Annotated in this window: 8 protein-coding genes and 1 pseudogene; 2 read left to right on the plus strand and 7 right to left on the minus strand. The window is 62.3% G+C overall.

The annotated features are described in order from the left end of the window. Both AC1DD5_RS12300 and lipB read right to left on the minus strand, forming a co-directional pair. A pseudogene (locus tag AC1DD5_RS12300) lies at window positions 1-308 on the minus strand (lipoyl synthase); the annotation flags it as partial. Further along, complete coding sequence (gene lipB / locus AC1DD5_RS12305) at window positions 305-973, minus strand: lipoyl(octanoyl) transferase LipB (RefSeq protein ID WP_442006475.1); 669 nt, start codon at window positions 971-973, stop codon at window positions 305-307. The gene lipB and the pseudogene AC1DD5_RS12300, both read right to left, overlap by 4 nt. Window positions 974-1,123: 150 nt before the next feature. On the opposite strand from lipB, the gene AC1DD5_RS12310 reads away from it, so the two are divergent. After that, on the plus strand, window positions 1,124-2,797 hold the full coding sequence (locus tag AC1DD5_RS12310; protein ID WP_477521598.1) for a serine/threonine protein kinase: 1,674 nt from the start codon (window positions 1,124-1,126) through the stop codon (window positions 2,795-2,797). 53 nt (window positions 2,798-2,850) lie between these two features. Here the strand turns inward: AC1DD5_RS12310 and AC1DD5_RS12315 are convergent, their stop codons facing one another. After that, window positions 2,851-3,750, minus strand: a complete 900-nt coding sequence (locus tag AC1DD5_RS12315) for a TIGR01777 family oxidoreductase (RefSeq protein ID WP_477521725.1) — start codon at window positions 3,748-3,750, stop codon at window positions 2,851-2,853. 96 nt (window positions 3,751-3,846) lie between these two features. Between AC1DD5_RS12315 and AC1DD5_RS12320 the strand changes: the two genes are divergently transcribed. After that, complete coding sequence (locus AC1DD5_RS12320) at window positions 3,847-7,356, plus strand: S41 family peptidase (protein WP_477521599.1); 3,510 nt, start codon at window positions 3,847-3,849, stop codon at window positions 7,354-7,356. Window positions 7,357-7,430: 74 nt separating this feature from the next. Here the strand turns inward: AC1DD5_RS12320 and AC1DD5_RS12325 are convergent, their stop codons facing one another. The 4 genes from AC1DD5_RS12325 to lpdA all read right to left on the minus strand — a co-directional run bounded on the left by AC1DD5_RS12325 (window position 7,431) and on the right by lpdA (window position 11,825). Then, window positions 7,431-7,859: an OsmC family protein gene (locus tag AC1DD5_RS12325; protein WP_477521600.1), complete on the minus strand. Its 429-nt coding sequence runs from the start codon at window positions 7,857-7,859 to the stop codon at window positions 7,431-7,433. Window positions 7,860-8,045: 186 nt separating this feature from the next. Then, the gene (locus AC1DD5_RS12330) at window positions 8,046-8,399 is read right to left on the minus strand and encodes a hypothetical protein (RefSeq protein ID WP_442006479.1); all 354 of its coding nucleotides are present in this window, start codon (window positions 8,397-8,399) and stop codon (window positions 8,046-8,048) included. A 180-nt stretch (window positions 8,400-8,579) separates the two neighbouring features. Continuing rightward, window positions 8,580-10,328 (minus strand): 2-oxoglutarate dehydrogenase, E2 component, dihydrolipoamide succinyltransferase, encoded by a 1,749-nt coding sequence (gene sucB / locus AC1DD5_RS12335; RefSeq protein ID WP_477521601.1) that lies wholly within the window; start codon window positions 10,326-10,328, stop codon window positions 8,580-8,582. A 114-nt stretch (window positions 10,329-10,442) separates the two neighbouring features. Next, window positions 10,443-11,825 carry a dihydrolipoyl dehydrogenase gene (lpdA, locus tag AC1DD5_RS12340; protein ID WP_442017552.1) on the minus strand — a complete coding sequence of 461 codons (1,383 nt, stop codon included), beginning with the start codon at window positions 11,823-11,825 and terminating at the stop codon, window positions 10,443-10,445. Window positions 11,826-12,083: the final 258 nt, after the last annotated feature.

Here is a 12,083-nt window from a genome sequence, read left to right on the forward strand (position 1 = left end):
GGTTCGAACATGTCCACCGGGGAGGGTTTGCCGGTATCGATCTGGCAGAAATCACAGCGCCGGGTGCATTCGGACCCGCCGATCAGGAACGTCGCTTCCTTGTCTTCCCAGCACTCGAAAATGTTCGGGCAGCCGGCCTCTTCACAGACCGTGTGCAGGCCTTCCTTCTTCACCAGGTTCTTCAACCCGACGAACTCCGGGCCCATCTGGACCTTGGCCTTGATCCACTCGGGCTTGCGTTCAACCGGGACAGCCGAGTTACGCTGCTCAACGCGCAGCAACTTACGGCCTTCAGGTGCCAGGGTCACTGGAGTGCTCCTTCTGGGGTGGAAACGAGTGCTTCTTCATGCTTGCGGAACTCTTCCACGAAGCGGTCAACGATGTCGGCCGGGTTGATGGTCCGGCCGGTCTCCAGCGACATGGTGGTGACGCTGGCGTCGGTGATTCCGCACGCGATGATCTGCGCATACGGCGCGAGGTCGTTACTGCAGTTGATGGCAACACCATGCATGGTGACGCCCTCAAGGACGCGGATGCCGATCGCGGCAATCTTGCGGTCCGGTCCCTTGTCATCGGCGAGGATCCATACGCCTGCGCGTCCCTTCACCGTGACTGCCGGGATTCCGTAGTCCGTCATGACGGCGATCATGATGGCTTCGAGGCGCTCCACATAGTCCCGGATTCCCGCGCGGTTCTTGAGCTTGAGGATCGGATAGGCAATGAGTTGTCCCGGACCGTGCCACGTTAACTTGCCACCACGATCCACGGGGACAACGGGGGTGCCGTCAAAGGGACGTTCGTGGTCTTCGGTGAGCTTGCCAGCCGTGTAGACGGCGGAGTGCTCAAGGAGCAGGACGGTGCTGTTTTTCTCGCCGGCAACAACTTTGTTGTGGATCTCGCGCTGTAGGTCCCAGCCCTGCACGTAGTCAACGAAATCCGGGGCAAGACCCAGTTGTGAAAACTCAAGAGTCATGGGTTCAAGCTTAGACCCAGCAGGTCACTCACCATGATTTTGTGGTGAACCTCTCAGTCGCATCCGTCAGCGTGGCTTTCGTACCCCGCAAGCTGGTGCTGCCTGTGGATAACTTCTGCGGGAAATCCGATCATCCGGTAGACCTTGGATATGGAAACTACTGACGATCCTGCCCCCTCGGTCCCGCACATTCCGGGATACACGCCATTACGCCTACTGGGTAGCGGTGGCTCGTCGACAGTCTGGCTTGCCAGCAGGGACAAGGACGGTGCCCGCTTCGCCATCAAGTGCATCATGGGAGGGCCCGGCAAGGATTCCCGTGGGTCGGCCGGACCAGAGTCCCAACATGCCTTGCGTGAGGGGCGGATCCTGTCCCGGCTCGAGCACGAGCACCTTATCCGACTCCACGATGTGATGGACCTGCCGGGAGTGGGGACGGGCAGTGTCGGGCTCGTCATGGACTTTGCCGCAGGAGGTTCCCTTGCGAATCTGGTGGGTGGCCGACGCAAGCTTGGAATCGGTGAAGCGGTGACGATTCTGACCCCTGTTGCCCAGGTCTTGGCTTACCTGCATGCCCAGGGAACGGCCCATGGGGATATTTCCCCAGGCAACGTCCTGTTTACGGCACAGGGGAAGCCCCTGGTGACAGACCTTGGCGTGGCGGGTGTTGTGGGTGAGGAGAATCAAAGCCTCGACGTCGGCACGGACGGCTTCGTTGATCCTTCTATAGCCGCGCGGGGTGCGCGGGGTGATGGAGCCGGAGGCGCTTTGCAGCCGGAACGGGATGTCTATTCGCTGGCCGCGCTTGGCTGGTATTGCTTGACAGGCATGGCGCCGGAAATCGCCAAGCACCGCCCACCGCTGCCTCTCTTGGTTCCCGATGTCCCCAAAGGGCTCGCCGCTGCCCTTGAGGCGGGACTGGATCCCGATCCGCGGGCGCGTCCCACGGCCCGGGAGTTGGGAACAGCGATTTATCGCAGCGCGGCCGCGGAGCCCGTGGATCTGGCTGGGTCCGTCCATTCTTCCGTGATTCCGGAGTTGCTGACGCGCCGGCAGGCTGGGGGACGACCCCAGCGCAGGAGTCCGCTGAGCAGGAGTCCACTGGCCGGGGCTGTGTTGCGGCTTCCGCCCTTGCGGACAGCAAGGACTCCGCGTCCCGAACGCCGAACCCGAACAAGGCAACCTCAGCGGAGAACTAAACCGCAGGGTGGGCCACGTTCCAGCATCCGAGTGGGGTTCCTGGTGCCTGCGGGAGTGTCGGTTGGGGCGGTTGGGTTTGCTATCTGGCTGGGAATCCAGGAACCCGCGTCTGGTTTGACGTCCGTAGTAGATCCGGGGACGACGACCGTAGTCACGGAAGCTGCCCAAGCCACTGAACCGGCCCAAGCCACTCAAGCCGCCCAGCCCATTCCGGACGCACTCTTGGACGCGCTGCACTCTGAGGATCCGGCAATCGCCATGCCCGCGTTATCGGCGGTGCGCGACATGGCGCTGGGACTGGATCGTCTTGAATTGCTGGCAACCGTCAACGCGGCAGGCTCAGCTGCCCATGCGGCAGATGAGACGTTGAAGCAGCAATTAAGAGCTGACGGTATCCGCTTTGCCGGGCTCACCACCACCTTGGACAGCGTTTCGGTGTTGAGCCCACATGAGGTTGATCGCGCCGTCGTTGCCCTGACGGCAACAACCTCCGGTTACGAGGAGCGCGACGCATCGGATCGCTTGGTGAGGTCCCAGCCCGCCGGGGAGCGCCAGCAGCTGCGCCTCGTCCTTGTCAGATTGGCAGGACAGTGGACCATCTCGGAGATTCTAGGTCCCGGTTAGCCGTACTGCCATGGGACGTTCTTGGCGTGAGTGGGTCTGGGATGCGGTTCGATTCAGCGGGAATGCTTGCTCGTCAGCCACTCCATGGCTTCATCGAGCCCCGGGTGTTGCCACTGAAAACCGGCGGCGGCAAGCTTGGCTGGTTCCATCCTTTGGTTTGCCAGGACGAGCTCGTCAGCAAGCTTGCCAAGGACAAGCCGGAGGGCGGGTGGTGGGACGCGTAAGAAGGCAGGACGATGGAACGCTTTCGCCAGCCGCCTCACAATGGCGTTAACGTCCGCGCTTTCCGGGGCGCACACATTGACCGCACCTTCCAGATCGGACTTGAGGAGGAACGCGAGTGCAGCGGCTTCGTCGGCAAGGGTGATCCACGGCCAGTATTGTCGCCCGTTTCCGAAGGGTCCGCCAAGCCCAAGCCTGAGCAGTGGAAGCATTGGGCCCAATGCGCCACCGGAAGTGCTGAGCACCACTCCGGTCCTTGGTGTCACTACCCTCACGCTGGCTGGAGCGGTTCTGGCAGTCTGCTCCCATTCAACGCAGAGCGGTCCCAGCACTCCCGCGCCTGGACCGGAGTCCTCGCGGAGCACGCCGTCCCGGGAGGCGCCGTAGTAGCCGGACGCTGACTGGCTGACGAAAGACAATGCCGGCTGGCCCAAGCGACGCATGGCCGCAGTGAGTGTCCGGGTTGGCTGAAGGCGTGAGTCACGAATGACACTGATTCTGTGCTTGGTCCAAGGCCGGTCGCCGATGCCGGCGCCGGACAAGTTGACCACCGCATCTGTGCCTTCCAGGATTGCCTCGTCCAGGACTCCAGCAACTGGATCCCATGTCCTTTCGTCGTCAGTCTTTGCAGGCCGACGAACCAGCCGGATGACCTCGTCACCAGCACTTTTTAACTGCTCGGACAATGCCGTCCCAATCATTCCTGAGGCTCCGGACATCACGATTCGCATGACCCATCTCACCACGACCCCAGCATGAGGCAGAAACAGGTGCGAAGCGCGGGGCGGGTCCCTCTTGACACCGCGCCTCTTGACTATGATCGAACAATGACCTCCTCCAGCTACCTCCGTTTCCCGCATGTCCATGGCGAATTGGTCACGTTCGTGGCCGAAGATGACATCTGGATCGCCCCCGTCTCCGGTGGCCGGGCCTGGCGTGTTTCCTCCCAGCAAATGCCGGCCAGGAACCCACGCTTCACTCCCGATGGCAAGCGGCTGGTGTGGACTGCTGTTGTTGGTACCTCACCGGAAGTTGTCACCGCGGACGTCGACGGCGGCGGGTACAAGCAGCTGAGCTACTTTGGACACACCACAACCCGGGTCAAGGGTTTCACGCCCGCTGGAAACGTCCTGGTGACCAGCGCGTTCCAGCAGTCCGAGAGCCGCCACACCTATGCCTATAGCCTCCCCCTGGACGGAGGTGCCGCCGTCGAACTTCCTTTCGGACCGGTGGAGGCTGTTGCGTATGGACCCGAAATCGGTGACGAGAAGCCAGTGGTCTTGGCGAGCGTCCTTTCCCGCGAACCGGCTTGGTGGAAGCGCTACCGTGGCGGCACTGCCGGCAAGTTGTGGATCGACGCAGACGGCAATGGTGAGTTCGAGCGCTTGATCCCCGAAATTGAGGGCAACCTGACTGACCCGCTGTGGATCCAGGGGCGCATCGCCTTCCTTTCTGACCACGAAGGTTACGGAAACCTCTACTCCGTTCTTCCTGATGGGTCAGGACTCCGCCGGCACACGGACCATGAAGATTTCTATGTTCGGCATGCCAGCACGGATGGCCAGCAGATCATCTTCGAATCTGCTGGTGAACTCTGGATCCTGCCCTCGCTCGATGCCGATGCTGAAGCCGTGAAGCTGGACATCACGCTCGGTTCTGCATCACCGGCGCGGCGTCCTGCTCCACTGAAAGCATCTGCGCATCTGGGCGACGTATTTCCGAACGTTGCAGGAACGGCCAGCGCCGTTGAATCACATGGCACCATCCATTGGCTCCGCCATAAGGACGGGCCCTCGCGAGTAGTCGAAGCGACGCCGGGTGTCCGGGCCCGCCTCCCGCGTCCGCTGACGGATGGTCGTATCGCTTATGTGGCTGACCACGGGGGAGTGGAGGCTTTGTACGTCAAGCGCATCGCCGCACGCTTGTCCGGAGTTGTTGAGGTGCCGAAAGCGGCGGAACCTGCTGTTGCTTCCAGTGAAGCCGATGGACTCCCCAAGCCGGTCTCGGCATCCAACGTCCTGAGACAAGGTTCCACCGCAAACCAGCCAGCCAACCAGTCCATGGATACGGTCCAAGCGGCCGCACCCTCCGACGAAGCCGCCCAAGCCGAACCGTCACCAGACACAGTGGGGGGAACGGCGATACCTGTCGCATCCACAGGAGATGATCAAGCGGACGATCTCCGGCTGGACTTCCCCGCACCTACAAGGACGAGCGCACTGGAGGCCAGCCCCGATGGCCGTTGGCTCGCCATCGGCACGTCTCTTGGCGACGTTTTCGTAGCCGACACCACGTCCGGGACATTGACTCGTTTGGTCAGTATTGGCGAAGGCAGCGTCGATCAGTTGTCGTGGTCGGCTGATTCGCAGTGGCTCGCCTGGTCTGAGCCCGTGACGTCCTTCGGTTCCCGCAGCAAACTTCGGCTGGCACGGCCTTCGGCATCCGACGCCGACATTATCGATGCCACCGACGGCCGCTTCTGCGATGAATCACCCAGATTCACCCCCGACGGGAAATTCCTGGCCTTCCTGTCCAACCGGAGCTTCGACCCCGTCTATGACGGCCATTCTTTCGACCTTTCCTTCCCGAGCCCCATCAAGCCGTACCTGCTGGCCCTGGCCGCTGATACGCCGTCTCCTTTCGGGCCGTCCGTGGACACTCTCGAGGACGCGCCGGCCACAACAGGAAAGCACGACGACGGCGATACGCCAGTTGTGCGCGTGGATGCAGAAGGACTGGCGCACCGCGTCATTACGGTTCCCGTCCCACAGGGAAACTACTCCGGACTCGCCGCCGGTGACGGGGCACTGCTCTGGCTTGATACTGAGCTATCCGGTGTCACCGGCGAAGGGAAGGGCACTCTGCAGGATAAGAAGACAGCCCCCTCCCTGGTGCGCTTTGACCTTGCCAAGCGCAAGGAAACCACCCTCGTCGCTGCTGTAGACAGCTACCGGTTGTCTGGCGATCGCAAGACGGTTGTCTATGTCCTTGATAAGCAGATCGTGTCAGTTCCGTCAGACAGCAAGGTGGACGAGGAATCCGGGGAACTGGTCAAAGTGGACCTGAACAGGATCCGCGTGATCCTGGACCCCGTGGCTGCCTGGGGCCAGGCCTTCGATGAAGCATGGCGCTTGCAGAGGGACTTCTTCTGGGCTCCGGACATGGCTGGCCAGGACTGGGACTCCGTCTACAAACGCTACCGTCCGATCGTGGAACGGCTGGGGTCTCATGATGACCTTGTGGACCTGTTGTGGGAGATCCATGGTGAACTGGGGACCTCTCATGCCTATGTGCGGCCGGCCGCTGTGACCGAACCTGGCCGTAATGGTCAAGGCAGGCTTGGCGCGGAGTTGCAGCTCGGCAGCAAAGGCTGGGAGATAACCAGGATCCTGGCTGGAGAGTCTTCCGATCCCCTCGCAACCTCGCCCTTGACGCGTCCCGGCGCGGATGCCAAGGTGGGCGACGTCCTCCTGGCGATTGACGGCGTCGAGCTTTCCGCCACGCTGACGCCCGCCATGCAATTGGTGGGTGCAGCGGGGAGAACCGTTGAATTGACACTCTTGAATGGGGAAGGACATGGTGGAGCTGCGGGTGTCCAGCGGCGGGTTGCCGTTGTCCCCATCCGTGACGAGGAGCGGTTGCGCTATCAGGACTGGGTCCGGGCCAACCGGCGCACGGTCCGTGAGGCATCCGGAGATAAATTCGGCTACCTGCACATCCCGGACATGATGGCCAATGGTTGGGCCCAGTTGCATCGTGACCTCGATACAGAAACCGCCCTGGACGGGTTGATCGTAGACGTGCGGCGTAACCGTGGCGGACACACCTCACAGCTCGTGGCCGAGCTCATTGGCCGGAAGGTCACTGGGTGGAGTATGCCGCGTGGCGAGAAGCCACGGACTTATCCCCACCATGCTCCCCGGGGTCCAGTGATTATCCTGGCAGACGAATTTGCCGGATCAGATGGCGACATCATCACCCAAGTGTCCAAACTGAGGGGCATTGGCCCTGTCATTGGAGTACGGACATGGGGCGGCGTGGTGGGCATTGACAACCGCTTTGCCCTGGCTGACGGTACCGGGGTAACCCAGCCCCGCTACGCCACGTGGTTTGGCGGTGGGATCGGCTGGGATGTTGAAAACCGTGGTGTGGAGCCGGACATCGAGGTGCTCTTCCCGCCCCACGCCTATGCAGCAGGCAGCGATCCGCAACTCGAGTATGGCATTGGTGCCCTCAAGGAGATGATCCAGGAGCTACCTACTGACCGCCCGCCGTTGCGTGAAGGCTACCGCCAGGTGCGGCCAGCGCCGTTGCCCGCCCGCCCGCAAGAGGGCTAGCAGCAGGTGAGCGCAGAAGAGCCCCGCCGCTCCCCTCAGGGGAGTGGCGGGGCTCTTTTGCGCTTTGAAGGGTATTACTGCGCGAGGGTGGCATCCAGGGTGATTTCGATGCTGGCCAGCGCACCGGAAACGGGGCAGCCGGTCTTTGCCTCTTCGGAGATGCGACGGAAGTCCTCTTCGGAGATGCCCGGGATGCTGGCGGTCATCGTCAGGTGGCTGCTGGTGATGCCGGTGCCTGGGACGAAGGTGACGTCGGCCTTGGTCTGGATTTCCTCAGCGGTATAGCCTGCCTGCGCAAGGGAGTTGCTGAACGCCATGGAGAAGCATGCAGAGTGCGCTGCAGCGATCAATTCCTCCGGGCTGGTCTTGCCACCGGACTGCTCGGTGCGTGCCTTCCAGGTGACATCGAACGTGCCCAGGCCTGAGCTATCCAGCGTCGTGTTGCCGGCACCCTCAATCAGGTTGCCGTTCCAAACCGTGTGTGCGGTGCGTGTTGCTGCCATGTCCACTCCTTGGGGTCGTTTGTGTGTCGGCAACCAGCCATCGCCGGATGCCACCGGGGTCAATCCTATGGATTTGCCGGCTGCTCTGCACTGTCATTCCGCTGTCAGTGGATTGTGACCCCGGACCTGCGTTGACAAAGCAGCCGACCCCCCTGGCGAAGGCGGACCGGCTGCTGCGACGTGCGCTTAGTTCCAGAGCGTGGCAATGGCGATGTTCACCAGGGCCAATCCACCAACGCCGTGAGCCAAGCCGGTGGAAACAGGTTCGCCCTTCTTGACCTTGCGGGAGCCGATCACCGCTAGAACAGCAACGGCCACGCCGATGGCGAATTTGATGCCGAGCTTGAAGTAGTTGGGATGGGCATCCGGCATGAGGGGCAGGAGGCCCATCATGGCAATGCCTGTAAGCAACTGCAGGAATGCGCCGTCCCGCTGGCGGGGGTGGACGGTGGGCGTCTTGATGGTGGCGATCCAGTAGCCCACAATCATGGCTGCGCCGACGATGTGCAAGAACAGCAGGATGTTGAAGAGAATACTCATGGCCCCAGCTTATCCAGTTGGTTCTACGTCCTGTAGCAAAGCCACGCTTAGTAGACGAACAGCGCCGCGGACAAATGGTGTGGGACAACGAAACGGGGCAGGCTACCGGGTTTCCCCGGAGCCTGCCCCGCCTGGTTGAGTTGAGCGCCCTCCGTGAGGAGGGTCTGCTAACGCTTGGGCTTAGAGACCAAGATCTGCTTCGAAAGCACCTTCCTCAAGGCGGGCCTTGAGGGTCTGGAGGAAGCGGCCAGCGTCCGCGCCGTCCACCAGGCGGTGGTCGTACGTCAGAGACAGGTACATCATGGAGCGGATGGCAATCGAGTCGTCGCCGTTTTCGTCGGCCACCACCACTGCGCGCTTGACAATTGCGCCCGTGCCCAGGATGCCTACCTGTGGCTGGTTGATGATCGGGGTGTCGAACAGGGCGCCAACAGAACCGATGTTGGTGATGCTGAACGTACCGCCGGACAGCTCATCCGGGCCGATCTTTCCATCGCGGGTGCGTCCTGCGACGTCGGCGATCTTACCGGCGAGGCCTGCAAGGTTGAGGTTGCCGGCGTCGGAGATGACGGGTACCAGCAGCCCCTTGTCGGTATCTACCGCAATGGCGAGGTGTTCGGCGTTGTGGTAGGTGATTTCCTGCTTGGACTCGTCGTAGGCAGCGTTCAGCTTGGGGTGCTGCTTCAGTGCTTCCGCCACAGCCTTGGCGATGAACGGCAGGAACGTCAGCTTCACACCGTTCTGGGCCTGGAACGAGTTCTTGGCCTTGAGGCGGAGCTTGGCGATCTTGGTCATGTCGACCTCGTGCACCTGGGTGAGCTGGGTGGAGATTTCCAGCGACTCGCGCATACGGCGGGCGATGACCTGGCGGATACGCGGAGCCTTCTCCGTGGTGCCTCGCAGGGAGGAAGCAACAACGGGTGCCGCAGCCTTGGCGGCCGGAGCTGCAGCAGGAGCCGCGGCCGGCGCTGCTGCGGCGGCTTGCTTGGCTTCGGCAGCGGCAAGGACATCCTGCTTGCGGATGCGGCCACCGACGCCGGTGCCGGACACGGATGCGATGTCCACGCCCTGCTGGTTTGCCAGCTTGCGTACCAGGGGAGTGACGTAACCAGACTCGGAGGACGAGCCGGCTTCTGCCGGCGCGGCAGCCGGAGCCGGCGCAGCAGCAGGTGCGGGTGCGGGGGCGGCAGCAGGTGCCGGTGCGGCTGCGGGTGCGGCTGCGGGTGCGGGTGCAGCAGCGGGAGCCGGAGCGGCCGGAGCTTCAGCGGCAGGAGCGGCGGGCGCCGGAGCCGGAGCGGGGGCTGCCGCGCCGGAGCCGATAACAGCCAGAACCGATCCAACTTCGGCGGTTTCGTCTTCGTTGACGCGAATTTCCTGCAAGGTGCCTGCAACCGGGGAAGGAATCTCGGTATCGACCTTGTCAGTGGAAACCTCAAGAAGCGGCTCATCCACCTCCACGGTGTCGCCAATAGCCTTGAGCCAGCGGGTGACGGTGCCTTCGGTAACGCTCTCGCCCAAGGCGGGCAGGGTTACTTCGTGGCCTTCGCCACCGGAGGCGGCGGGAGCTTCAGCCTGGGTTTCCTCAGCAGCCGGGGCGGCGGGAGCCTCTTCGGCGGGAGCAGCCTGCTCGGCAGCAGCGGGTGCTTCCTGAGCGGCGGGTGCTTCCTCAGCAGCCGGTGCGGCGGAGCCGGAGCCGTCGCCAATGCGTACCAAGGGGGCGCCAACCTCTGCTGTCTCGTCTTCAGCAACGAGGATTTCTTCGATGACGCCTGCGATCGGAGAAGGGATTTCGGTGTCTACTTTGTCGGTGGAAACCTCGAGCAGCGGCTCGTCGATCTCTACCCGGTCACCAACCTGCTTGAGCCAGCGTGTGACGGTTCCTTCGGTGACACTCTCACCGAGGGCGGGCAAGTTAACGGATTCAGACATGTCGTCCCCGTTCTCCTTATTGATCTTTTGTGCGGATGAATTCTGCTGGTCCGGACAAGGTGCATGCGGCAGATTCCGCGGCATGCACCCTGTCCGTTTGTCTTGGGTAAAGACTTAGCCGTGGAGCGGCTTGCCCGCGAGGGCGAGGTGGGCTTCGCCCAGGGTTTCGTTCTGGGTGGGGTGGGCGTGGACCAGCTGGGCCACGTCTTCCGGGTAGGCTTCCCAGTTCACGATGAGCTGCGCTTCACCGATCTGCTCACCCATGCGTGAACCGATCATGTGAATGCCCACAACGGGGCCGTCCTTCTGGCGGACAACCTTGACGATGCCACCGGTACCGAGGATGGAACTCTTGCCGTTGCCAGCCAGGTTGTACTCCTGCGTCTGGACTTGGTCGTCGCCGAACTTTTCCTTGGCGCCCTTTTCCGTGTAGCCGACTGTAGCGATCTCAGGCTCGCAGAACGTGACCTTGGGGATATTGACGTCTTCGACAATGGCGGGGTTCAGGCCGGCGATTTCCTCGGCGACGAAAATACCCTGCTGGTAGCCGCGGTGCGCGAGCTGGACGCCGGGGACGATGTCGCCCACTGCGTAGATGTTGCCGACGCCTGTGTGGAGGCGCTCATTGGTGATGACGAAGCCGCGGTCAAGGGTGATGCCGGCTTCTTCGTAGCCCAGGTTGGCAGTGACAGGGCCGCGGCCGACAGCCACGAGCAGGAGCTCCGCTTCGAACGTCTGGCCGTCCACCAAGGTGACCTTGACGCCGTCGTTGTTCTGCTCCACGCCCTGGAAGAAGACGCCGGTGCTGAACTTGATGCCGCGCTTCTTGAAGGCACGCTCAAGGTTCTTCACGATCGATGCGTCCTCGTTGGGAACCAGGGAGGGCAGGCCTTCGATGATGGTGACGTCCACGCCGAAGGACTTCCACACGGAAGCGAACTCGACGCCGATCACGCCGCCGCCCAGGACGATGACGCTCTTGGGGATGTAGTCCATGGTGAGGGCTTCATCCGAGGTGATCACCCTGCCGCCGATTTCCAGGCCTGGAAGGGAGCGCGAGTACGAACCGGTTGCAAGGACAATGTTCTTGCCCGTGTAGGCCGTGCCGTTGACGACGATGGTGTTGTTGCCCTGGAGCTTGCCTTCACCCTCGATGACGGTGATGCCCTTGGACTTGATGAGACCCTGGAGGCCCTTGAACTTCCCAGCGACGATACCGTCCTTGTAAGCGTTCACAGCCGACATGTCGATGCCATCGAACGTGACGTTCACGCCGTACTTGGCGGAGTCCCGTGCGTGGTCGGCGAGTTCAGCCGAGTGCAGGAGTGCCTTGGTGGGGATACAGCCGTTGTGCAGGCAGGTTCCACCGAGCTTTGCCTTCTCTACAAGGCCAACGGTGAACCCAAGTTGTACGGCTCGCAGGGCTGTGGCGTAGCCGCCGCTGCCGCCACCGAGTACCAGGATGTCGAATTCTTGCGCAGTTGCCTGATCGGCCACTAAAACGCTCCCTCGCGTGAATGATGACACGGGACAACGCGTCATCTGGTCTTGGAACTTGTTCTGCCGTGATTATGCCAGCACCTAAGTTCTCTTGCATTTGTGACTATCGAGTTCACCTTAGCGAACCACCTACCCATGCTCCACCCTCCACGGGCGTTTGTGGAGCGCTTGTGTCCAGACTCACGTTCTCTTGTGACACAGCGCTACACACCGCATAATTCCGGGGTTGTGCGGGCGGTACGGACCCATCCGCCC

Source organism: Paenarthrobacter sp. 10L420, assembly GCF_056395385.1.

What these genes read in the sequence shown, in the direction of transcription:
- lipB (WP_442006475.1), bottom strand. Translation starts at nt 973, where the DNA reads ATGACTCTTGAGTTTTCACAACTGGGTCTTGCCCCGGATTTCGTTGAC.
- AC1DD5_RS12310 (WP_477521598.1), top strand. Translation starts at nt 1,124, where the DNA reads ATGGAAACTACTGACGATCCTGCCCCCTCGGTCCCGCACATTCCGGGA.
- AC1DD5_RS12315 (WP_477521725.1), bottom strand. Translation starts at nt 3,750, where the DNA reads ATGCGAATCGTGATGTCCGGAGCCTCAGGAATGATTGGGACGGCATTG.
- AC1DD5_RS12320 (WP_477521599.1), top strand. Translation starts at nt 3,847, where the DNA reads ATGACCTCCTCCAGCTACCTCCGTTTCCCGCATGTCCATGGCGAATTG.
- AC1DD5_RS12325 (WP_477521600.1), bottom strand. Translation starts at nt 7,859, where the DNA reads ATGGCAGCAACACGCACCGCACACACGGTTTGGAACGGCAACCTGATT.
- AC1DD5_RS12330 (WP_442006479.1), bottom strand. Translation starts at nt 8,399, where the DNA reads ATGAGTATTCTCTTCAACATCCTGCTGTTCTTGCACATCGTCGGCGCA.
- sucB (WP_477521601.1), bottom strand. Translation starts at nt 10,328, where the DNA reads ATGTCTGAATCCGTTAACTTGCCCGCCCTCGGTGAGAGTGTCACCGAA.